Raw genomic sequence first — 21363 nt, 5'->3', positions numbered from 1 at the left:
TAATCAGTGCGCCACGGCGGCAGCTGCCGCCTCGTCGATCAGGCGGCCGGTCTCGAACCGCTTCAAGGTCAGACCTTCGGCCAACTTGTGCGGTTCGCCCCGGGCGATGAGATGCGCAAAGAGATGCGCCGAACCCGGCGTCGCCTTGAAGCCACCCGTACCCCAGCCGGCATTGACGAAGAAATTCGGAACCGGTGTCACGCTCTGGATCGCCGAACGGTCTGGCGTATTGTCGGTGATACCGCCCCATTGACGCATCATCTTGGTGCGCCGGAAGATCGGGAACAACTCGCAGATCGCATCAAGCGTATGCGTAATGATCTGCAGGCCACCCGTCTGAGAGTAAGATGTGTACTGGTCGGTACCCGCACCGATGACCAACTCGCCCTTGTCTGACTGGGAGATATAGGCATGCACGGTGTTGGACATGACCACGCAGGGGAAGATCGGCTTCAACGGCTCGGACACCAGCGCCTGCAAAGGGTTTGAATGTAGCGGCAGCTTCACACCGGCCATCTCCGCGATCACCGAATTATGACCGGATGCCGACACAGCGATTTTCTTGGCCCCGATGAAACCCCGCGAGGTTTCGACGCCGGTGACTTCGCCGTTTGCACCGCGGGTGATCCCCTTCACTTCGCAATTCTGGATAATGTGCACGCCGCGATCGGATGCCGCGCGGGCATAACCCCAGGCCACCGCATCGTGCCGGGCGGTGCCACCACGGCGCTGCAGGGCCGCGCCATTGATCGGGTAGCGGGCGGATTTGGCGATATCGAGCGGCGGACAAAAGGCCTTGGCCTGTTCAGGCGACAACCATTCATTGTCGATACCGTAGAGGCGGTTTGCATTGACATGCCGCTTGAACGATTGCTGGTCATGCACGTTGTGCGACAGCATCATCACGCCACGCGGCGAATACATGACGTTATAGTTGAGATCCTGGCTCAAGCCTTCCCACAGCTTCAGCGAATGCTCGTAGATGTCCATGCTCTCTTCATAGAGATAATTCGAGCGAATGATGGTGGTGTTGCGGCCGGTATTGCCGCCTCCGATCCAGCCCTTCTCGATCACAGCGACATTGGTGATGCCGTGCTCTTTGGCGAGATAGTAAGCGGCGCCCAGGCCATGGCCACCACCACCGATGATAATGACATCATAGGCGGATCGCGGCTCGGGCGAGGACCACTGTGCCCCCCAACCCTTGTGACCGCGCAGCGCTTCACGCGCCACGGCAAAAACGGAATATTTGCGCATTTGCCTTGTAAACTCCTGTGGTTCCGCCCGTCGGGCCGCATGCAAGCATTGCCTATGACCTTACCACTCGCAAATCAATGCTGCACGCGAAGTCCCTTTTGCGACGCACAGACAGCTGACTTTCGACACCACGAAAAAATCGAAGAAGAACGAAAATTTTTATGCGCTACAGCCCCTGCGGCATATGGACTTTGACGACACGATCTGATATTCGCCTGCCAAATCGCCCGGATTAGCACCGTGCGATACGGATGTGCTATTCCGCGGACACCTTGCTGCGTCAACGGATCTTAACTCTAAAAACCAAAGGAACGGGATTACAACGTGCAGGTACTAGTCCGCGACAACAACGTTGATCAGGCGCTTCGCGCTCTCAAGAAGAAAATGCAGCGCGAGGGCATCTTCCGTGAAATGAAGATGCGCGACTACTACGAGAAGCCCTCCGAAAAGCGCGCCCGCGAGAAGGCAGAAGCCGTTCGCCGCGTTCGCAAGCTGGCCCGCAAGCGCGCACAGCGTGAAGGCCTCGTGAGCGTAAGCCGTCCGGCCCATTGATCGGTCGTTTTTTAGACTCTTTCCAATGATCTAAGGGCGGAGGCGAAGCAGTCGCCTCCGCCCTTTTCTATTGACTTATGCACGTATGACTGCCGAGATGGCATGGATACGAAACCGGAAACGCCCCCCAATATGGCACTGATGACGACGAGTTCTTCGCCGATGCATGCAACGACATTACTCACTCGCCCCCGCGCCAATGGTCTGGTTTTGACAATGCTCGCAGCACTTGTCATTTCCGGATGCACGACAGTGCCGCAGTCGGATGACGTGATCCGCCTCGACCGCCAGCAGGGGACTGAAGAAAACATTGCCTCGCTGACCTCGGTGATCAACGCCAGCCCGCGCGATCCCGAAGGCTACAATGTGCGTGGCTCCGCCTATGGCCGCGCCGGTGACTTCCGCAACGCGCTGAATGACTTCAACACCGCTCTACAGATCAATCCGCGCTTCTATCAGGCTTACGCCAACCGCGCCCTGGTCTACCGCAACATGGGCAAGCCCGTGGAAGCAGCAAGCGACTATAGTGCAGCGCTGAAGCTCAACCCCAATTACGACGTGGCCTATATTGGCCGCGGCAATATCTACCGTCAGGCCGGTCGAAACGACGAAGCCTTCGGTGACTTCAACCGTGCGATCCAGCTCGGAACGACCGATGGACGCGCCTATCACAATCGCGGCCTGATTTATCAGCTGCGCGGACAGCACGCGCAAGCGATTGAGGACTTCTCCAAGGCGATCTCACTTTCACCAACGTCGCCGGAACCCTATAATGGCCGCGGCGTTTCCTACGTTGCCCTGAACGACGACGAAAATGCTTTTGCCGACTTCAACCATGCCATTGAGCTGGATCCGAAGGTCGCAGAATCCTGGGCCAACCAGGCGCTGGTTTATGAGCGTCGCGGCGAAACGGCACTCGCCGCCAAGTCCTACAGACACGCGCTGGGCCTCGACCCCAAATACAGCCCAGCTGCAGCCGGATTGGCGAGAACCCGCGGCTGATCGCGGGCCTGCAACGAACCTCTTAAATCGATGATATAAAAACGGCCCGCTTCAGTTCTGAAGCGGGCCGTTAGACATTCTACCAGAAAATTCGGTTTCCCGGAGCAGTTCCTAGCGCAGCATGATGACGCCGACGACGCTCAGCACGATGAACGCAATCAGACCGCCAAAGAAGCCTGCGGCCGTGAAGAACCCGGCAGCCATTGCGATCATCAGCGCGACAAGGATCGCTGTGCCATACTTCGTGGCATTGATGAAGCTGTCGTAGGTTTTCTCGTGTTCGGAATAGTCCATCTTTGCGCCGGTTTCGACAGGTCCGCTATGATGTTCGCTCATGGTCAACTCTCCTCAGATGGCCGGCCGTCTTGTCCGGACGCGAATTCTAAAAGACGCGGCTCTACCGCCCTCTATCATTCGAATACACAAAGGATCTTGCCGAAGCAATAAGGTCCACGTCAAGTCAGCCGATCAATAGTCTATGCCGGCCTGCGCTCCAACAATTGCCCCTGACGCAACCAGGCGCGCCGAAGGCAACACGGTGAGGCTCGGCGAAGAGCGCTCTTCCGTCCGCCCGAACATCAGCCGCCGTTCATGCGAGCCGGAATCGAAAAACGGATAACGTTTCAAAAGCTTGCTGCCGACGGTATGGGTGTTTGTCGACATCAGCGTCAACTCAAGTCCATAGATCTCCGTCATGCGACGTTCGACAAGGGTGTCGGCATAAAAGACGCGCTTGTAAAATGCGGCATGCGGGGGACGCACATGCTGCAACACCCGGTCGGCTTTGAAATACGCCGCAGCGACGATGCTCGGACGCAAGGTTATGTAGGGAATAACCGGCAGTTCGGCTGCGACCTGGGGATCTGCCGCGAATCGCGCCGGATCAATCAGGGTCAGCCCTGCCCCAAGCATTTCATCCATCACATCAGGGAAAACGCCTGCGGACTGAGAAACACGATGGTCCGGTGTTACATAATGGAGCCTGATGGTGCTGACCAATTCTTCGAAATAGTAAACTCCGAAAACATAGGCATTCTTATCGAAGTCGACGTCATCGATGAGACTCTGCGAACCAACAGGGAGCACATCTGCAGCCTTGTAAGCCTTATAGCGTAGTCGCTCGATGTCACTAAAATCTTCGCTACTATCGATGCGCCTGTATTCGATGTGATCCAACAGCTTCAGCAATCGATCGGGGAAACTTTCGTTAGACGCAGCACTCATAGGGAAAAGGTCCCGCCAAAATTAAGGAAACAGTAACCATAATTATCATGCGGCCACCAGCGTAGCACCTCCAAGAATTTGGGGGATTGCGTTTACCTTTCATTAAGGTTAACAGAATGTTAATCGATGAATACTAATTTACCACATCAACACAGTCAGTTTACAGAAAGTGTTTTTGGACAAGGCACTTCAGGCGACGCTTTTGTGACCGCCAGTGCCCTTTGGAGCGCCAGCAACCATGCGCTCGAGAATATCTTCACTCGAAACAGGCATGGAATAGACATAGCCCTGTATCAGATCCGCACATTTATGCTTGATAATCAAAGCAAGTTGCTCGGTATCTTCGACGCCCTCGACAACAATCTTCAGGTCCAACTGGCGCGCAAGATTGACGATACCTCTGAGAAGTTTGAGCCTGCGGGCATTCTTGGAAATATCCCGGACGAAAGACCGATCGATCTTGATCACATCCGCGGGCAGGACATCCAGATAGCTAAGGCTTGAAAAGCCGGTGCCGAAATCGTCGATCGAGATCGTGATGCCTAAGCTTCGCAGTTCGTCGAGAATATGGCGGACAGTTGCGAGTTCCTTAATCAGACTATTCTCGGTCACTTCAAGATGAAGGCGAGAGGCGCTGATGCCTGCATCGGCCAAAGCTTCCAGGACCACAGTGACAATTGAATTGTCTTGCAGATCATGCGCAGACAGATTGACGGACACCGAAACATGTTCAGGCCAGGTTGCACAATCACGGCAGGCCTGGCGGATCATGAAGCGGGTGATCATGGGCGCAATACCCATTTCCTCGGCAATCTGGATGAAAATATTCGGCGGAATACTCCCCTTCGTGGGGTGGATCCATCGAGACAGGGCCTCGCAGGTTTCCAGACGAGAACCATCCGGAAGATACATAGGCTGATAGACGGCGTGCAGTCCACCGCTCTCCACCGCCTCTCGAAGATCCTCCTTGAGCCGCTGGCGCTCGACGTAGCGCGCATCCATTTCCTCGGCGAACACGGTGAAGCTGCCATTGCCGCGCGATTTTGATTCAAACAGCGCCAGATCGACCTTGATCAACCACTCGTCCACCTGCAGTTCATCAAGTGTCGCAATCATGCAGCCCGCACTGAAGGATATGTTGAAGGTGGTACCATCGACCTCATAGGCTCCGCTGATGGCGCCATGGATCGTTCGCATTCGCGCATCCAGAACGGCAATTCCGCCGGTCGCCTCGACAAAGACCATAAATTGATCACCGACAAGGTGACCCGCCACTTCGGTCTCGTCCTCGACGATTTCTGCCAAACGTTTGGCAATTGCCACCAGCAATCGGTCGCCGGTATGATGTCCCTTCATATCATTGACATGCTTGAACTCATCGACATCAAGCACAATAAAACCGACATCGGTCGCCGGCCGCGCTTGGGCGATACGCGACTGAACGACCTCGGAAAAATAATTACGCTGGGGCAGCCCCGTCAGCGTATCGAAGCGCACCATGTGCAGGATTTTCCGGTCGGCTCGCACGCGCGCACTGACATCCTCGAAAATCAGAACCACGCCGCCCTCAGGGCGCCGGTTGGCTGAAAATTCCAGGATCAGCTCGTCGGAGAAATTCATCACGGCACGAGACAGCGTACCGTCGATCAACTGTCGTAATTGCCGCTGGATATCCTCCGGCATTACCCCATCCACCGAGCTGTGACGCACACCATAGCGCATGACGACATCGAGGTCGCAATTGATCAGGCGTCGACGATCACCGAGATGAAGGAGGTTGCATGCCCTGTTGTTGATCACCTGGATGCGGTTCTCCGTATCCAGCATGATCAGACCATGCGTCATATTGTTGAGGGCAGTATCGAAACTATCCGCGATCTTCCGCATCTGTCGCGATGCGATCACATTCTCATAGAGAAATTCGCGCACTCCGGTCGCCATGGCCTGCGTGGTCAGCACGAAGGGCACAAGCATTACAGACAGCAAAACCTTGTACGGGTCATTGGAAAACAGTGAACAGACAATAATCGGCAGACAACAGCCAAGGCTCTGCAGATTCACCGCCAGTCGCGAACCATAGTTACGACCCACAACAGAGACCATTGAGGCCATGGTGACTGCAATACAGGCCAGTTCGACAAACGTGTCGTCATAGACAAGGATCGAGTAACCGCAACCGATGCCCAGAATAGCCGCTGTTGAGGCCGCGCCGGTGACATACCGTATTTCCCACCGCCGGATATCCGAAAGAGACCAGTCGGTCTTATTCAACTGCACGAAACGGGTAAAACCGAGGATGCGGTAGACAAAAACAGTTGCAAAAGCAAAGGACAGGAAGATGAAATACAAATCGCCGGTTTTATGGAACACAGCCAGATAGGTCAGGATGTGCACAAACACACCCGTCAGCAGAGTGCTGCGATTGCCGAACAGCGAGCTCACGAAGGAAAGGTAAACGTCCTTCGGCGCACGGCTGGTGCTACTAATCGGCATTGCTCGCTCCCCGTGCTCGAATGAAGCCGGAGCACAAGGCACTGAAATGCCTACTCACTTTCAAAACGGTATCCCAAGGCTTTTGCGCAGAACCAGCCTCGCCAAGACGGTCAGTGGCAGGCGCACAATGACGCGCCCGAAGTTGCCGCACCGGCAGACGGGCACGCTTCGGCTCAGAGACCATCAACGAATGATCAGCAATAATCTTCAACCAACTGCCTCGTTCTGACACTTCGCCACTATCAATGCAGGCTAAGTCACCAATTCCTCTTTAACAAAGTGCGAAAGAGCGCTGCATAAACGGCGAAGCGGTTAAGGCCGGGTTAACAGCCTGGCCCCTCAGACAAAAGGCTTGTTGCGCCAAAACGGGCCTTGCTCTATGCACAAGCGCCTGTCGGAGGGAAAAACATGGGTCTTTTATTGTCAGTGAGCCGACTGATAGACGCGATCAACGGAGCGATCGGAAGATCTGTTTCCTGGTTGCTTCTGGCTGCTGTACTGATCAGCGCCGGAAATGCAGTCTCGCGAAAGCTCTTCGATGTGTCATCGAATGCCTGGCTGGAACTCCAATGGTATCTGTACGGCACGGTCTTCATGTTGGCCGCCGCATATACTCTCCTGCGCAACGAGCATATCCGTATCGACATCGTTTCCGGCTCCTGGTCCAAGCAGACACGTGACAGAGTGGATCTGGTACTCCACATCCTGTTCCTCGTGCCCTTTGCCTTTTTGATGACATGGCTCGCATGGCCCTGGTTTTGGCTATCCTTCAACTCAGGCGAAGTCTCCACCAATGCCGGCGGCCTGATCATATGGCCTGCAAAGGCAGCAGTCTTGATAGGTTTCATACTTCTCAGCGCCCAGGCCGTTTCGGAGATTATCAAGCGCGCGGCCATCGTCTTCGGTTACATGGAAGATCCGGCAACGGCAGCGGTCGAGACCGAGGGACAGTGACATGATCGATTTCATCGCCCACAACCTCGCGCCGATCATGTTCTCCAGCGTGATGCTGATGCTCTTGCTTGGCTACCCCGTGGCCTTCACATTGGCAGCAGGCGGTCTGATCTATTTTGCAATTGGGGTGGAACTCTCCTCCATATCGCCGGAGATCCGTCTTTTCTGGCCTTTGCTGCAATCCCACCCGGAACGCATCTACGGCATCATGTATAATGACACGTTGCTGGCGATCCCGTTCTTCACCTTCATGGGCTTGATCCTTGAGCGATCGCGCATGGCGGAAGACTTGCTGGATACAATCGGTCAGTTGTTCGGGCCCATACGCGGTGGCCTCGCCTATGCCGTCGTCCTGGTCGGCGCCCTGCTTGGTGCCACCACCGGCGTTGTTGCCGCGTCGGTCATGGCCATGGGCCTCATCTCCATGCCGATCATGCTGCGCTACGGCTATAACCGGCCCTTCGTTGCCGGTACTATCGCGGCCTCAGGCACACTGGCGCAGATCGTTCCCCCCTCATTGGTGCTGATCGTGATGGCCGACCAGCTCGGCCGTTCCGTTGGCGACATGTATGTCGGCGCGCTCTATCCGGCGATGCTCATCATTGTCGCCTACTGCCTGTACGTTTTCGGCGTGTCGATGCTGCGCCCGCAATGGGCCCCGGCCCTGCCCCGTGAGGCGCGCACGCTGGGCGATGGCGTCACGTCATTGATCGTGATGATCGCCATCGTCATCGCGCTTTATTTCCTTGGCCACAATATTCTCTTTACAGGCATCCAGTCGCCGGATTGGCAACTGGTCGCAGCCCTTGTCTTCGCAGTATTGGTTGTCTACCTCGTGGCGCTGGCAAACAGTATCTTCGGCCTCAACATCATCTCGCGCCTGGCGCAGCAGGTGATCATTGTGCTGATCCCGCCATTGGCGCTGATCTTCCTCGTCCTCGGCACCATCTTCCTCGGCATTGCCACCCCAACCGAAGGTGGCGCCATGGGTGCGACCGGCGCCTTGGTCATGGCGGCCATGAAAGGCCGGCTTTCTATCGCGACGCTGAAAAACGCGCTCGACGCCACCACCAAGCTCTCCGCCTTCGTGATGATGATCCTGATCGGCGCCCGTGTCTTCGGCCTGACATTCTACGGCATCAACGGCAATGTCTGGATCGAGGAGCTGTTGCTGGCATTGCCCGGTGGCGAATATGGGTTCCTGATCGTCGTCACGATCATTGTCTTCATTCTCGGCTGCTTCCTCGATTTCTTCGAAATCGCCTTCATCATGATACCGCTGCTGGCGCCTGTGGCGCAAACGCTCGGCATCGACCTGATATGGTTCGGCGTTATCCTGGGCATCAACCTGCAGACATCCTTCCTGACGCCGCCCTTCGGCTTCTCGCTCTTCTATCTGCGTTCCATCACACCTGCTGGAACGTGGAAGGACCAGGTGACAGGCCAGATGATGGAAGGCGTTAAAACGCTACAGATCTACAAAGGCGTGGTGCCCTACATCATCATCCAGTTCATCGTCATCATGGTGGTGATTGCGTTCCCGGGTCTGGTCACGCGCTACAAGGATGACCTGCCGACGGTGGATCCCGATAGCATCAATATCCAGATTCCGGGCTTCGGACAGGAGAACAATGGCGGCGTCAATCTGCCGTCTATGGGCACCGGTGGCAACGACGGCCCGAATTTCGGCCTGACACCTCCGGGTTCGAACGGTACTTCCAATGGACTGGATCAGCCACCGGCATTCGGTCTTCCGCCCCTTGACCTTGGAACGGATGCCGCACCCCAACCGAGCGGCGACGCCCCTGCACCACTGGGACTCCCACCGCTCGACCTTGGCGGCGCTGCAACGCCAAAGCCGGACGAACCGAAAGCAAACGGCCAGACACCCTCCATGGATCTCAGCCAACCGCCAGTCATTCAATAACACCGACAATGCAGGCACACGCGAAGCGGGCACCTCACGGTGCCGTTTTGCGTTTGTGGGCGGTTCTGCCAAACAAAGCAAAAGGCCCCGGAGCGAACCCCGGGGCCTTGAACAAAGTCGATCAGACGGTTGTGACAGCTTACAGCTTTCCTGCGCGCTGCTGCATCATCATGAACGTGTCAAAGGTGTAGTCAGGCAGCTGCATCCAGAGATAGGCATCTCTCTTGAAGGCCTGCTGGCTGTCATAGATTTTCTTGAAGCCCGGATTGGATGCGTTGATCTCCGCATAGGTTTCCATGGAGGCGTCGTAGCACGCCGATAGAACCTCCTGGCTGAACGGGCGAAGAACGGCGCCGGCGGCAACCAGTTCCTTCACCGCCTTCGGGTTCCTCGTGTCGTACTTGGCCAGCATGTTCATATTGGCGAAGGCAGACGCGTCCTGAAGGATTGCCTGATAATGCTTCGGCAGTTCGTTCCACTTGTCCAGATTGACCATGGCATGGAGGCAGGCGCCACCTTCCCACCAACCGGGATAATAGTAGTATTTGGCGACCTTGTAGAAGCCGAGCTTCTGATCGTCATAAGGGCCAACCCATTCGGTGGCGTCGATCGTGCCCTTTTCCAGCGCCGGATAGATATCGCCGCCAGCGATCTGCTGTGGGACCGCACCGAGTTTTTCGATGACCTTGCCGGCAAACCCGCCGATACGCATCTTCAGGCCCTTGAGATCTTCGACCCTGTTGATCTCCTTGCGGAACCAACCGCCCATCTGGGCACCGGTATTGCCAGCCGGCATGCCGTAGAGGTTCTGCGTGGCGAAGAACTCATTCATGAGATCATTACCGCCGCCATCATAGAACCAGGCATTCTGCAGGCGTGCGTTGAGACCGAACGGCACAGCTGTGCCAAGCGCATAGGTCGGATCCTTGCCCCAGTAATAATAGGTCGCTGTGTGGCACATTTCGACTGTACCGGATGCCGCCGCATCCGCAGCCTGAAGGCCAGGAACAATCTCGCCACCGGCAAAGTTCTGGATGGTGAAGTTTCCGCCGGTCGCAGCCGAGACATGCGCTGCAATATCATCGGCAGCGCCGAAAATCGTATCAAGCGCTTTCGGGAACGACGACGTCAAACGCCAGGTGATTTTCGGATTTTCCTGCGCAATGGCCGGTGCGGCCAGCACAGTCGAAGCCGCGGCTCCGGCGCTGGCGACACCAGCCTTTTTGATAAATGAACGACGATCCATAAAATACCTCCCATATCAGATCGTTGCGCCAGCCCGTCTCCCGTAGGCTGGTCGTCAATGCTATCGAGATAACCATGTTGTCAAAGCGCTTTCAAGCGAAAGGGTTGCATTAATCCTGCTAATTCAAGCGGAGCAATATAAAGGTTGATTGCTTAACTAACGCAACGGAAGGCTGTTGATGCGCTCAAAGCTGTCTTCTGGCGCCGCGACGTTGACATTTCGCACCGAATATCATCAAGAATTGCCCCTGCATCGCATGTTTCCGGAGACTTCCATGGCCAAGCCAATTATCGCCGTTCCTGCCGATATTCGTGAATTTGACGGCACAAGCTGGCACGCTGCCCAAAACCAGTATGTCAACGCGGCCTTGAAGGTTGCCGATGTGATGAGCTTCATCGTTCCAGCCTTCGAAAATGGCAACGACATCGACGCTATTCTCGACCGTGTGGATGGCCTGCTGGTCTCCGGATCTGCAACCAATGTGCATCCCTCTCTTTATGGTGTTGAAGCCAGCGAAATAGATGGCCCCTTTGATCCAGGTCGCGATGCAACGGCCATACCTTTGATCCAAAGAGCACTTGAACGCGCCATCCCTGTCCTCGCCATTTGCCGCGGCATTCAGGAACTGAATGTCGCGCTTGGCGGAACGCTTGCGACAGAAATTCAGGACCAACCGGGCATCTGGGATCACCGCAAGCCCAAGGATGTGTCTCGCGACGAGGCCTTTGCTGTTCGCCAGCCCATCCAGATCAAGGAGGGCTCCTGTATCGCCCGCTATCTTGGGACCGGAAAAGTCATGGTCAACTCACTGCACAGGCAGGCCATCTGGAAGGCAGCACCGCGTCTTGCCGTAGAGGCGGTCGCCGACGATGGCACCATTGAGGCGGTCTCTGTTGTGGATGCAAAGGGATTTGCCATCGGCGTTCAATGGCATCCGGAATACTGGGCGGAAACTGACAAGCCGTCCCGCGCACTGTTCGAAGCCTTTGGCGATGCTGTCCGCGAATACGTCAAACACCGCGCGCTGGAAAACGCTTAGGGCAGCATAATCCAGGCAAGATCTGCGTCGGGATTGTCGAGGGACTCGTAGGAAAACCCGGCCCCGGGTGCAAGTGTCAGCACCACATGTCCACTATTGGACGTGATCGTGACGGTGCCATCCTCGTTCTGTGTCCAGTTATCGGCCATGGAGAGGCCTGGCCAAACGTCATCGCAGTCCGGAGGTGCCCAGAAACTGCGGCTGCGGCTGGTGAGTGTTGCGCCGCGTTCGGCCAGACAGACCGCGCGGTTCTTGAGGTTGGATACGGAAAACATGGCCGGTGGCGCAGGTCGCGGATTGACGTCGGCATCGTGCGAGATCGACGCGGAAACCAGATGATCGAAATCCTGATCGGCCACAGGTGTTGGGTTAAAGGTCCAAATGCAGAGAAAGACGGCTGCAGCAAGCGCTGCCGAAAGACTGCTTGCCGCTACGATAACGCGGGCTTTCATTCAAACACCTCGCATACCCTGAATTAGGATAGGCAAGCATGCGCCCCGGAACTTGCCGAAAGCTGGAGTTCCGGGACGAAAGGCTGTTTTACCGGGTTTTGGCAGGCGTCTCTGCAACTGGCGTCAACACAGCGCCATCTGTGAACCAGGAGACCAAATTCGCAACAACCAGATCGGCCATCGCATTGCGCGTCGGTACAGAGGCTGACGCGATATGCGGCAGGACAGACAGGTTCGGCGCGTCCAGAAGTCCTGCAGGAACCTTGGGTTCATCCTGGAAGACATCGAGACCAGCGGCGGCAATCACGCCGCTCTTGAGCGCTGCCTCAAGTGCTTCCTCGTCCACGGACCAGCCGCGACCGACATTGATCATCACGCCATTTGGGCCAAGGGCCTTGAGAACGTCCGCATCAATTGCCTTATGCGTCTCAGGCGTCTTCGGCACGATGCAGATCAGTGTATCGACAGCCGTGGCAAGTTCGCCGAGTGACGAATAATAGCCGTAAGAGACGTCCTTGCGCTCAGACCGGGTGTGATAGGAAATCTTGACCTTGAAAGGCTCAAGTCTCTTGGCAATTTCGAGCCCGATGCGGCCAAGCCCGTAGAGACCGACATGGCGGTCCCGCAAAGACAGCGGCGACAGAGCAAACGGACCTTCATTTTCCCACTTGCCATCACGCAGCCACTTCTCAGCGTCATAGAGACGCCGCACCGTGCCGAGCAGCAGGCCAATGGTGGTATCGGCCACTTCATCGTTCAACACATCAGGCGTATTGGTGACGATAATATTGCGCTTGGCGGCAGCGGCAGTATCGACACCGTCGTAACCGACACCGAAATTGGCAATGATCTCGAGAGCCGGCAATTGATCGATCAGCTCTGCGGGAGCCGCATTGAAGCCGGCAATACCGCGCGCACGCGCAATCACGCTTTCGTCGAGAGACGACAGATCTCCGTCAACGGTCACGACTTCAAATTTGCCGTCCAGCCCTTCGCGGACGCGCGGATTGATGCGCCCTGTGAGCAGGATCACAGGCAATGACTCGGCCATGGAGCCCTCCTTTAGCGGTTGATCGGACCAGTCGATTGCCTGATCCGCATTTCAGGTTTGATAAGATGGATACCGTCGGGATCATGATTTCCGGCAAGCTTGTCAAGAAGCGCGCGCGCCGCAAGGCGCCCGACTTCGGCCTGTCCGTTCCAGACGGTGGTCAGCGACGGCGTGGCGATGGAGGCTTCCTCCAGATCGTCATAACCGGTGACAGAAATATCCCGACCGGGGGTCAGCCCCGCACGGGAAATGCCGTTCATCAGGCCAATGGCAACCAGATCGTTCCAGCACACGGCCGCAGTCGGCCTTTGCGGCAGGGACAAGAAATGCACAGCAGCCTCAAAGCCGCCCTGCTTGGTGCGCGGGCCTGGAATGCGCAACTCCGGATCGACCTCGATCCCAGCCTTGCGCAAAGCATTGACATAGCCCTGATATCGATCGCGGCCAGTCGACGTCTGATCGGTGCCGCCGATCATGGCGATGGTCCGGTGGCCAAGGCCAATCAGGTGATTGGTCGCCAGCGAAATCCCGTAGCTGTCGTCGCCGCGATAGGTCGGCAGGTCGACGCCGTCCATGGAACGGGCAACCAGAATGGCCGGCATGCTGTTTTCCTCCGCCAGCATGACATCTTCCGGCGGCGTACCGATCGCCGGCGACATGATCACGCCATCACCGCCAAGCTGCAGCAATGTCTCGATGAACATGCGCTGCTTTTCGACCGAGTCATAGTGGTTGGAGAGAATGAAAGTCTGGCGGTTGCGATCGAGCTCGCTCTCGATGGCCTTGAGGATTTCGCCATAGAACGGGTTCATGATGTCATGGACAACGACACCGATGATCCCCGAACGCGATGTGCGCAAACTGGCAGCGCGACGATTATAGATATAACCGAGCAGCCGCGCCTGTTCCTTGATCTTCTCGCGTGTGTCGGCTGCCACCAGCGGACTGTCGCGCAAAGCAAGTGAAATCGTCGCGGTGGACAGACCGAGAGACTCGGCAATTGTCGAGAGTTTGATTTTCTGCGCCACGTTTCCTCCACGGCAGCGAAGCGGCGATCCTCACAAATATCCTCGCCTTCTAAACTGTTTAATTAAACAGTTTAATTCTGCGACGCAATCTTCATGATGGAATTTTTCGTCGGATAACAGGTACTTCGCCGAACGCGCGGATGATCAAGCATGCAGGTTTTCATCGATCGTTGCCAGCAATTTGACCAACGCGCGGACCTCCTTGCCCGACAGGCCCTTGGTCGCGATACGATTACATTCATCGACGGCGGCATTGATGGCGGCGAGGCTCGCCCGCCCGGTCTCTGTCAGATGAACCTGCGTTAGACGTGCATCGCCCGCCCCGGCGCGGCGTTCGACAAAGCCCTGCGCCTCCATGCGCCCGATCGTCCGCGTCATGGTCGGCGCCTTGACGCCAAGTTTCTGGGCAAGGGCGCCGGGCGTCAGACCATCCTCACCCGCCAGCGCCTGAATGACGCCATCCTGGCCGGCATAAAGGCCATGCGCGGCAAGTTGATGGGACAGAGCCGTGCGCATGGACCGGGCAGCTTGCGCGACCGCCGGACCAAGCTCCAGTGGCAGAGCCTCGACCTGCTCCTTGAGCTGGTCTTTCTTCTTGCCCGATTTGTTTTTCTTGTCGGCCTTACCCTTTTTCGCCATCTTGTCCCCCGCGCCAGCCGGTGGCATTCGGCTGCGGTTATCGTTCAACTTGCCCGATTCATATTCAAAGAAGCAGCAGCACGCCAGATGCCCATTCCGAAACGACGTTTCCAAGACAACGACGACCGCATGTCAGCCGATGCACGAAAGGACTGGATTGCGGTTCTGCCGCTGGGCGCCCATGAACAGCACGGCCCGCATCTGCCCTTCGAAACCGACGCACTGATCGCAAGCGGCATCGTGGAGAGACTGGTTGATGTCCTGCCAGACGAGCTTCCCGTCACCTTTCTGCCTGTAGAATCCGTAGGCTATTCTATCGAGCATATGGATGTCGCCGGCACGAAAACGCTTTACTGGCGCGAGGCCGTCGAACGCTGGCTCGGCATCGCCGAGGAACTATCCAAGCAAGGTATCAAGAAATTCGTGATGCTGAATGCCCATGGCGGGAACTCACCATTGCTCACGATAGTTGCCACCGAAGCCCGTATCCGTTTCGACATGCTCGCGGTTGCCACAAGCTGGACCCGTTTCGGTCTGCCGGAAGGCCTGATCAAGCCGGAAGACAAAGCCATAGATATTCACGGCGGCGATATCGAGACCTCCGTCATGCTGGCGCTCTGCCCCGATCAGGTGAACATGCAAAAGGCTGAAGCCTTCGGCTCGCGCCAGAGCGAGTTTGCCGCAAAATTCCGCTACCTGCGGGCTTATGGTCCCCACGCATTCGGCTGGAAAATGTCGGATCTCAACGCCAAGGGCGTCGCCGGCGACGCCGCCGCTGCATCGGCTGAAAAAGGTGAGCTGATTCTCGCCCATGCAATCTCGGGCATTGTCGAACTACTTCGTGACGTCGACCGCTTCGACATCGACAGTCTCATGCCTAAAAGCGCGCCCTGACCAAAGGGTGGCCGATCATATAATCGAGAAAAGCGCGCACCTTCAATGAGCGGTTGCCGCCGGGCGGCATCAACGCATGAACCGCCAGCGGGTCGCGTCTGTGACTGTCTTTGAAGAGTTCCACCAGCGCACCGCTGTCCAGATGCTGGGCAACGATGATGCGCGACATCCGGCCAATGCCTTTGCCGGCGAGAACCATGTCGACAATCACATCGAGACTGTCGGAGGTAAAACCACCGTTCACCTCGATCACATTCACACCTTCCGGTGTCAGGAATGGCCAGCGCAGCAGCTCCGGAAAACCACCCGCAGCCATGCAATTGTGATCTCTGAGATCAGCCGGGCTTTCAGGACGGCCGTATCGCTCAAGATAGGTCGGACTGACGCAGATCACCCGCATGGTGTCGCCGATCTTTCGCGCAATCAGCGGTGATGCCACCAGCGGTCCGGTGCGAATGGCGATATCGACCTGTTCGCCGATCACATCGACCTGACGGTCGGCGATATTGAGCTCGACCGAGATCTTGGGATAGCGCTCCATGAAATCGGGCATCATGGGCATGACGACATGGCGCCCAAGCACGACACCCGTATTGATCTTCAAAAGCCCGGACGGTTCCCGGGCACTGGCCGTCAACTCGGCCTCGGCAGCCTCGATATCGGCAACAATCCGGCGCGCCGCATCCAGATAGGTCTCCCCCTCCCCGGTCAGAGCCAATCGGCGCGTCGTTCGCGTCAGAAGGCGCACACCGAGCCTGGCTTCCAGGCGGCTCACCAGCTTGGAGACGGCAGATGGCGTCATTCCCACTTCACCTGCCGCCGCCGCAAAGCTTCCGGCATCCACGATCTTGGAGAAGACATTCATCTCATGAGCGGCAAATGGATCCAACATTCATGATTTCAATTCATTATTATAGATCTCAAGGATGCGATTATCATAATCCAGGAATGATTTAATGTCCAACTTGTCCAACCCAAGGAGAAACGCCATGGACAAGTTCAACGGATTGAAGGGCCTTGCCAGCCAAAAGGCCAAGAGCGACGCCACCCGTCCATCAGCAGATGACATCTGGGGTGATATCCCGACCGAGATCTGGCCGGGCAAGCGCACGGACCTCGCAAGCCTTGAGCGAAATGCCGCCCTCTACAGAGAAGAGGAGCGTCGTCTGTTTTTCAAGAGTGTGAAGGACCGCGTCGTCGCATCGGCAAAAAGCCTGTTTGCCCACCGTACCGCAGCCGACAAAGCGCGCACGGCGCGCCAGTGTTGCGAGGCAGGCAGCCACACGAACTGATTTGAGCCACGTCCTTGCGGGGGAGCAGGTCCCCACCCTATATAGGGCCGGAATTCCCCCGCGAAGGATGATTGCTATGACCGAAGTAACGGCAAAACCCATTCCCGTCACCGTTCTGACCGGCTATCTCGGCTCCGGCAAGACGACATTGTTGAACCGTATCCTGTCGGAAAGCCATGGCAAGAAATATGCGGTCATCGTCAACGAGTTCGGCGAAATCGGCATCGATAACGATCTGATCGTCGAGTCCGACGAAGAAATTTACGAAATGAACAATGGCTGCGTCTGCTGCACCGTGCGCGGAGACCTTATCCGCGTCGTGGAAGGCCTGATGCGCCGCCCGGGCCGTTTCGATGGCATCATCGTTGAGACAACCGGCCTTGCAGACCCGGTTCCGGTCGCCCAGACTTTCTTCATGGATGACGACGTACGCGCCAAGACCGAACTGGACGCCGTCGTCGCCTTGGTCGACGCCAAACATCTGCCGCTGCGCCTCAAGGACAGCCGTGAAGCTGAAGACCAGATCGCCTTTGCCGATGTCGTCGTTGTCAACAAGTCCGACCTTGTCACCCATGACGAACTGCACCAGATCGAACATATCGTCCGTGCCATCAATCCGTCTGCACGCATCTATTCCACCAGCCGGTCCGGAGTTGATCTCGCCAAGGTCCTGAACCAGGGCGCCTTCAACCTTGAGCGCGCGCTGGAAAACGATCCCTACTTCCTCAACCACGATGATCCCGATCACGTTTGCGGCCCCGATTGCGGCCATGACCACGGTCACGATCATCACGACCACGACCACGACCATAGCCACCACGACCATAGCCACCATGACCATGATCACGGACACGGCCATCATCATCATGACCACGCCCCCTCCGCTATCCATGATGTGACGGTTACATCGATTTCGCTGCGTGGCGGCGAGATGAACCCGGATCGTTTCTTCCCCTGGATCCAGAAGGTCACGCAGACGCAAGGCCCGAACATCCTGCGCCTCAAGGGCATCATCGCCTTCAAGGGCGACGAGGAACGGTATGTGGTTCAGGGTGTGCACATGATTATCGAAGGCGATCATCAGCGCCCGTGGAAGGAAAACGAGACCCGTGAAAGCCGCCTCGTCTTCATCGGCAGAGAGTTGGACCGCGAGAAGCTGGAAAACAGCTTCAAGGCCTGCCAGGCAGCCTGACAAACCGAAACAACAAGACATGATCAGCCGCGCCCTCCAAGAGGGTGCGGCTTTTTTGTACGTTAGCGGATGGGCGTTTGCAGGTTCTGCCAAAATGGTTTGGCAGCTTCAAGAAGAGCCTCATCACGTGTGATACCGATATCGAGCAACACGCAATCCTCGGCCTCGCGAAGCTGTGCCCGCGTGCGAGCGTTCTGGAACCATAACCCTATGCGTGAAATGAGTGTCACAGGCCGCGCAGCTGTATCAACCGTCGGCAATGCAATGGAATGCAGCATGATATCCCCCATGAGAAAAGTGGCGGGCAGCCGGGTTGGGACACGACCGGCCCGCCTGAAGGTCAAGAAGCGACCTTCGAAGTTGTCAGCATTCACTGGAGTGAAATTCGCTCCGATACGCCCAGATGCAGGCTCAACATCCGCACGTATCGAAGCGACCTGAGTTCCAATCTTGCGTCCCTGGCCCAAGCAAGAGAACGCAATGCCCGGAGTAAGGTTGAATTGTTGCACAATTGTTTGAAACTGTTCGAATGTGCGCGGCGACGCGCCTGATCGTCAGAACCGAGAGCTCAGATCGACGCTCGCCGACCGTCAGACAGAACAGAAAAATGGTCGCTTGCTCTTGCCTAACAGCGAACCGGGTCGCAAATAGGCACCAAATTCAAAGGATATTCAGACAGCCATGCCATCCGTAGCTCCACTTGATCTTGAAGGCCACGTCGTCACAGCGGCCTTTCTTGGCGACACCCCCGTCTTTGCCACCGCAGCCGGCCGCATCCACCGCCTCGATGGCGCAGACAAGGTGACCGAGGCGCATCAGGGCCTGCTCTCCTGCGTCAAGGACGCAAGCAACCAGACGCTGGTGACGGGCGGCGAGGACGGCAAGGTCTTGAGAATCGCAGCTGATGGCTCGGTGACAGAGCTCGCTGACGTGCCGCGCAAATGGATTTCGGTCGTTGCACCCGGCCCGCAAGGTGCGATCGCCTATGCCTATGGCAAGACTGCATTCGTTCGTCTCGCCGATGGCAGCGTGAAGGAATTTACCGAAGAGCGCACAATCGAAGGTATCGACTTTGCCCCCAAGGGCATGCGCATTGCTCTAGCCCGCTATAATGGCGTGACCCTGCATTGGGTCGGCACCGCCGGTGCACCGATCGATCTGGACTGGAAAGGCGCTCATACCGGCGTGACATTCTCGCCGGACGGTCGTTTCGTCGTGACAACGATGCAGGAAAACGCACTGCATGGCTGGAAACTGGATGGCAAGAACGGGCCAGATGCGCGCCACATGCGCATGACCGGCTATCCCGCCAAGGTGAAATCCTATTCCTGGTCGCCCAAGGGCAAATGGCTTGCCTCATCCGGCGCACCGGCCGCGATCGTCTGGCCCTTTGCCAGCAAGGATGGGCCAATGGGCAAGGCGCCTCTTGAGCTCGGCACCCGCTCCAACATCATGGTCACGCAAGTGTCCTTCCATCCGGCCGAAGACGTACTGGCCATCGGCTTTATCGACGGCATGATCCTCGCCGTGCGCATCGCCGACGGCAAGGAAGCGCTGCTGCGCCGACCCGGCAAGGGTGCCATCACCTCCATGGGCTGGAATCGTGACGGCAAACTTCTCGCCTATGCCTCCGAGGCCGGAGACTGCGGCGTCATCGATATCGCCGCCTGACCGCATATGGCAAGCCGTGACGGAAAACGGCAAAGGCCGGCGCAATGCGCCGGCCTTTCTGATTGGATGAGCACAACTAAAGATTATGTGGCCAAGCGCGGCGCCACCTGCGGGGAAACAGACCCCTTGAAGCTGATGCCCTTCTTCTCATAGCCAAAGCCTGCAAGCAGGGCGACCGCGATACAGACGACAATGGCACCGACCAGCATCGTGAAGGCATAGTCGCCGTTCCAGTGCTCGGCCAGCCCTGCCTGCAGCGTGGCATTGCCCGAGGCCAGCAGATTGCCCAACTGATAGGCGAAACCCGGGAAGGTTCCGCGAACCTCGTCGGGCGATAGCTCGTTCAGATGAGCGGGAATGACACCCCAGGCACCCTGGACGAGGAACTGCATGAGGAATGCACCGATTGCCAGCAGAATGGGCGTGGAAGCATAGGTCCAAAGCGGGGCAACCGGGATCGCCAGCAAAGCAGCGATAACGATACTCTTGCGCCGCCCGATCTTCTGGGACAGGGCACCGAAGACAAGACCACCTATGATCGCGCCGATATTGTAGAAGATGGCGATGGCGCCGACGGTATGGGATGTGTAGCCACGCTGGCTCTCCATGAAGGTCGGATAGAGGTCTTGCGTTCCGTGGCTGAGAAAATTGAAAGCGGTCATCAGGATAACAGCCCAGACGAACAGCGGGATATTCTCCTTCAGCACGATCAAAAATGGTCTGCGCACCTGATTGCGGCTGGCAATGAAAGCCGGAGATTCCTCCACATTGCGACGGATATAGAGAACCAGCAAAGCCGGTGCGACACCAATGAAGAACATGCCGCGCCAGCCGATCAGCGGATACAGGAAGAAGAAGACAAGCGAAGCAAGCAGATAGCCGCTGGGATAACCGGCTTGTAAAAGCCCGGACACGATCCCGCGTGTTCGCTCTGGAATGGTCTCCATCGTCAGCGAGGCACCGACGCCCCACTCGCCACCCATGGCGATACCATAGAGGAGACGCAGAACGATCAACATCGTGAGCCCTGTCGAGAAGCCCGAAAGGAGTTCGAGCAGGGAATACAACAGCACATCGATCATCAAGGTGGTGCGACGCCCGAACCTGTCGGCAGCGAAACCGAAGATCAAGGCGCCGACGGGCCTCATGGCCAGTGTCAGAAAGATCGCGATGGACACCGCAGCGACGTCCGTGTGGAAGTCCTTTGCGATATCCTTGAGTATGAAGACGAGAATGAAGAAGTCGAAAGCATCGAGTGTCCAGCCGAGATAGCTGGCGATGACTGTGTTGCGTTGCGTTGGGGTCAACGCGCGTAGATCTGAGATTGCCGACATGAGGTCCTCCATCGGAGCACCGGCGGTGAGGCGGCTTGTAGTCCGGATACCGTCAAAGTGCGAAGCAAAAACCATCCCGGCGGGAGCCGGGCATTTCTGCGCTCAACGCAATGCGT

At 57.0% G+C, this 21363-nt stretch carries 21 protein-coding genes; 9 read left to right on the top strand and 12 right to left on the bottom strand.

Annotated elements, in window-relative coordinates; translation table 11 throughout:
- Positions 1-3 precede the first annotated feature (3 nt).
- Positions 4-1257 (bottom strand): sarcosine oxidase subunit beta family protein, encoded by a 1254-nt coding sequence (locus tag ACQQ2Q_RS14595; RefSeq protein WP_428187825.1) that lies wholly within the window; start codon positions 1255-1257, stop codon positions 4-6.
- Positions 1258-1581: 324 nt separating this feature from the next.
- On the opposite strand from ACQQ2Q_RS14595, the gene rpsU reads away from it, so the two are divergent.
- Both rpsU and ACQQ2Q_RS14585 read left to right on the top strand, forming a co-directional pair.
- Positions 1582-1809: a 30S ribosomal protein S21 gene (gene rpsU, locus ACQQ2Q_RS14590; protein ID WP_428187824.1), complete on the top strand. Its 228-nt coding sequence runs from the start codon at positions 1582-1584 to the stop codon at positions 1807-1809.
- A 216-nt stretch (positions 1810-2025) separates the two neighbouring features.
- Positions 2026-2811 (top strand): tetratricopeptide repeat protein, encoded by a 786-nt coding sequence (locus ACQQ2Q_RS14585; RefSeq protein ID WP_428187991.1) that lies wholly within the window; start codon positions 2026-2028, stop codon positions 2809-2811.
- A gap of 111 nt (positions 2812-2922) precedes the next feature.
- Here ACQQ2Q_RS14585 and ACQQ2Q_RS14580 read toward each other — a convergent pair whose 3' ends face one another.
- The 3 genes from ACQQ2Q_RS14580 to ACQQ2Q_RS14570 all read right to left on the bottom strand — a co-directional run bounded on the left by ACQQ2Q_RS14580 (position 2923) and on the right by ACQQ2Q_RS14570 (position 6528).
- Entirely contained in the window at positions 2923-3147 is a 225-nt protein-coding gene (locus ACQQ2Q_RS14580; RefSeq protein WP_428187823.1) for an aa3-type cytochrome c oxidase subunit IV, read from the bottom strand.
- Positions 3148-3279: 132 nt separating this feature from the next.
- Positions 3280-4035 (bottom strand): N-acyl amino acid synthase FeeM domain-containing protein, encoded by a 756-nt coding sequence (locus ACQQ2Q_RS14575; RefSeq protein WP_428187822.1) that lies wholly within the window; start codon positions 4033-4035, stop codon positions 3280-3282.
- Between the two features lie 189 nt (positions 4036-4224).
- The gene (locus tag ACQQ2Q_RS14570) at positions 4225-6528 is read right to left on the bottom strand and encodes a putative bifunctional diguanylate cyclase/phosphodiesterase (RefSeq protein ID WP_428187821.1); all 2304 of its coding nucleotides are present in this window, start codon (positions 6526-6528) and stop codon (positions 4225-4227) included.
- A 408-nt stretch (positions 6529-6936) separates the two neighbouring features.
- Between ACQQ2Q_RS14570 and ACQQ2Q_RS14565 the strand changes: the two genes are divergently transcribed.
- Both ACQQ2Q_RS14565 and ACQQ2Q_RS14560 read left to right on the top strand, forming a co-directional pair.
- Positions 6937-7482 (top strand): TRAP transporter small permease subunit, encoded by a 546-nt coding sequence (locus ACQQ2Q_RS14565; protein WP_428187820.1) that lies wholly within the window; start codon positions 6937-6939, stop codon positions 7480-7482.
- A 1-nt stretch (position 7483) separates the two neighbouring features.
- Positions 7484-9409, top strand: a complete 1926-nt coding sequence (locus tag ACQQ2Q_RS14560) for a TRAP transporter large permease (protein ID WP_428187819.1) — start codon at positions 7484-7486, stop codon at positions 9407-9409.
- Between the two features lie 139 nt (positions 9410-9548).
- Here the strand turns inward: ACQQ2Q_RS14560 and ACQQ2Q_RS14555 are convergent, their stop codons facing one another.
- Entirely contained in the window at positions 9549-10655 is a 1107-nt protein-coding gene (locus tag ACQQ2Q_RS14555) for a TRAP transporter substrate-binding protein (RefSeq protein ID WP_428187818.1), read from the bottom strand.
- Positions 10656-10929: 274 nt separating this feature from the next.
- Between ACQQ2Q_RS14555 and ACQQ2Q_RS14550 the strand changes: the two genes are divergently transcribed.
- On the top strand, positions 10930-11694 hold the full coding sequence (locus ACQQ2Q_RS14550) for a gamma-glutamyl-gamma-aminobutyrate hydrolase family protein (protein WP_428187817.1): 765 nt from the start codon (positions 10930-10932) through the stop codon (positions 11692-11694).
- Here ACQQ2Q_RS14550 and ACQQ2Q_RS14545 read toward each other — a convergent pair.
- The 4 genes from ACQQ2Q_RS14545 to ACQQ2Q_RS14530 form a co-directional block, all read right to left on the bottom strand.
- Positions 11691-12146, bottom strand: coding sequence for a hypothetical protein (locus ACQQ2Q_RS14545; RefSeq protein WP_428187816.1), 456 nt, complete (start codon positions 12144-12146; stop codon positions 11691-11693). The genes ACQQ2Q_RS14550 and ACQQ2Q_RS14545 overlap by 4 nt on opposite strands.
- 88 nt (positions 12147-12234) lie before the next feature.
- Positions 12235-13197 carry a 2-hydroxyacid dehydrogenase gene (locus tag ACQQ2Q_RS14540; protein ID WP_428187815.1) on the bottom strand — a complete coding sequence of 321 codons (963 nt, stop codon included), beginning with the start codon at positions 13195-13197 and terminating at the stop codon, positions 12235-12237.
- An 11-nt stretch (positions 13198-13208) separates the two neighbouring features.
- Positions 13209-14225, bottom strand: a complete 1017-nt coding sequence (locus ACQQ2Q_RS14535) for a LacI family DNA-binding transcriptional regulator (RefSeq protein WP_428187814.1) — start codon at positions 14223-14225, stop codon at positions 13209-13211.
- A 144-nt stretch (positions 14226-14369) separates the two neighbouring features.
- Positions 14370-14864, bottom strand: coding sequence for a MarR family winged helix-turn-helix transcriptional regulator (locus ACQQ2Q_RS14530; protein ID WP_428187813.1), 495 nt, complete (start codon positions 14862-14864; stop codon positions 14370-14372).
- Positions 14865-14951: 87 nt separating this feature from the next.
- On the opposite strand from ACQQ2Q_RS14530, the gene ACQQ2Q_RS14525 reads away from it, so the two are divergent.
- Entirely contained in the window at positions 14952-15758 is an 807-nt protein-coding gene (locus ACQQ2Q_RS14525; RefSeq protein WP_428187812.1) for a creatininase family protein, read from the top strand.
- Here the strand turns inward: ACQQ2Q_RS14525 and ACQQ2Q_RS14520 are convergent.
- On the bottom strand, positions 15742-16650 hold the full coding sequence (locus ACQQ2Q_RS14520; protein WP_428187811.1) for a LysR family transcriptional regulator: 909 nt from the start codon (positions 16648-16650) through the stop codon (positions 15742-15744). The two genes, ACQQ2Q_RS14525 and ACQQ2Q_RS14520, sit on opposite strands and share 17 nt — an antisense overlap.
- Before the next feature lie 97 nt (positions 16651-16747).
- Here ACQQ2Q_RS14520 and ACQQ2Q_RS14515 point away from each other — a divergent pair, with 97 nt between their 5' ends.
- Positions 16748-17050 carry a hypothetical protein gene (locus tag ACQQ2Q_RS14515; protein WP_428187810.1) on the top strand — a complete coding sequence of 101 codons (303 nt, stop codon included), beginning with the start codon at positions 16748-16750 and terminating at the stop codon, positions 17048-17050.
- A 76-nt stretch (positions 17051-17126) separates the two neighbouring features.
- Positions 17127-18242, top strand: coding sequence for a CobW family GTP-binding protein (locus ACQQ2Q_RS14510; RefSeq protein ID WP_428187809.1), 1116 nt, complete (start codon positions 17127-17129; stop codon positions 18240-18242).
- Positions 18243-18304: 62 nt separating this feature from the next.
- On the opposite strand, the gene ACQQ2Q_RS14505 is transcribed toward ACQQ2Q_RS14510, so the two are convergent.
- Positions 18305-18520: a DUF1127 domain-containing protein gene (locus tag ACQQ2Q_RS14505; RefSeq protein WP_428187808.1), complete on the bottom strand. Its 216-nt coding sequence runs from the start codon at positions 18518-18520 to the stop codon at positions 18305-18307.
- 403 nt (positions 18521-18923) lie between these two features.
- Here ACQQ2Q_RS14505 and ACQQ2Q_RS14500 point away from each other — a divergent pair, with 403 nt between their 5' ends.
- On the top strand, positions 18924-19913 hold the full coding sequence (locus ACQQ2Q_RS14500) for a WD40 repeat domain-containing protein (RefSeq protein WP_428187807.1): 990 nt from the start codon (positions 18924-18926) through the stop codon (positions 19911-19913).
- 83 nt (positions 19914-19996) lie between these two features.
- Here the strand turns inward: ACQQ2Q_RS14500 and ACQQ2Q_RS14495 are convergent, their stop codons facing one another.
- Entirely contained in the window at positions 19997-21247 is a 1251-nt protein-coding gene (locus tag ACQQ2Q_RS14495; protein ID WP_428187806.1) for an MFS transporter, read from the bottom strand.
- Between the last annotated feature and the right edge of the window lie 116 nt (positions 21248-21363).

Origin of the sequence: Agrobacterium sp. ES01, from assembly GCF_050320885.1 — a bacterium.
Lineage (GTDB): Bacteria > Pseudomonadota > Alphaproteobacteria > Rhizobiales > Rhizobiaceae > Allorhizobium.
This window is presented reverse-complemented; position numbering and strand designations above follow the sequence as displayed.

Coding starts and splice junctions, on each gene's coding strand:
- ACQQ2Q_RS14595 (WP_428187825.1), bottom strand. CDS start 1,257: ATGCGCAAATATTCCGTTTTTGCCGTGGCGCGTGAAGCGCTGCGCGGT.
- ACQQ2Q_RS14585 (WP_428187991.1), top strand. CDS start 2,026: ATGCTCGCAGCACTTGTCATTTCCGGATGCACGACAGTGCCGCAGTCG.
- ACQQ2Q_RS14580 (WP_428187823.1), bottom strand. CDS start 3,147: ATGAGCGAACATCATAGCGGACCTGTCGAAACCGGCGCAAAGATGGAC.
- ACQQ2Q_RS14575 (WP_428187822.1), bottom strand. CDS start 4,035: ATGAGTGCTGCGTCTAACGAAAGTTTCCCCGATCGATTGCTGAAGCTG.
- ACQQ2Q_RS14570 (WP_428187821.1), bottom strand. CDS start 6,528: ATGCCGATTAGTAGCACCAGCCGTGCGCCGAAGGACGTTTACCTTTCC.
- ACQQ2Q_RS14565 (WP_428187820.1), top strand. CDS start 6,937: ATGGGTCTTTTATTGTCAGTGAGCCGACTGATAGACGCGATCAACGGA.
- ACQQ2Q_RS14560 (WP_428187819.1), top strand. CDS start 7,484: ATGATCGATTTCATCGCCCACAACCTCGCGCCGATCATGTTCTCCAGC.
- ACQQ2Q_RS14555 (WP_428187818.1), bottom strand. CDS start 10,655: ATGGATCGTCGTTCATTTATCAAAAAGGCTGGTGTCGCCAGCGCCGGA.
- ACQQ2Q_RS14550 (WP_428187817.1), top strand. CDS start 10,930: ATGGCCAAGCCAATTATCGCCGTTCCTGCCGATATTCGTGAATTTGAC.
- ACQQ2Q_RS14545 (WP_428187816.1), bottom strand. CDS start 12,146: ATGAAAGCCCGCGTTATCGTAGCGGCAAGCAGTCTTTCGGCAGCGCTT.
- ACQQ2Q_RS14540 (WP_428187815.1), bottom strand. CDS start 13,197: ATGGCCGAGTCATTGCCTGTGATCCTGCTCACAGGGCGCATCAATCCG.
- ACQQ2Q_RS14530 (WP_428187813.1), bottom strand. CDS start 14,864: ATGGCGAAAAAGGGTAAGGCCGACAAGAAAAACAAATCGGGCAAGAAG.
- ACQQ2Q_RS14525 (WP_428187812.1), top strand. CDS start 14,952: ATGCCCATTCCGAAACGACGTTTCCAAGACAACGACGACCGCATGTCA.
- ACQQ2Q_RS14520 (WP_428187811.1), bottom strand. CDS start 16,650: ATGTTGGATCCATTTGCCGCTCATGAGATGAATGTCTTCTCCAAGATC.
- ACQQ2Q_RS14515 (WP_428187810.1), top strand. CDS start 16,748: ATGGACAAGTTCAACGGATTGAAGGGCCTTGCCAGCCAAAAGGCCAAG.
- ACQQ2Q_RS14510 (WP_428187809.1), top strand. CDS start 17,127: ATGACCGAAGTAACGGCAAAACCCATTCCCGTCACCGTTCTGACCGGC.
- ACQQ2Q_RS14505 (WP_428187808.1), bottom strand. CDS start 18,520: ATGCTGCATTCCATTGCATTGCCGACGGTTGATACAGCTGCGCGGCCT.
- ACQQ2Q_RS14500 (WP_428187807.1), top strand. CDS start 18,924: ATGCCATCCGTAGCTCCACTTGATCTTGAAGGCCACGTCGTCACAGCG.
- ACQQ2Q_RS14495 (WP_428187806.1), bottom strand. CDS start 21,247: ATGTCGGCAATCTCAGATCTACGCGCGTTGACCCCAACGCAACGCAAC.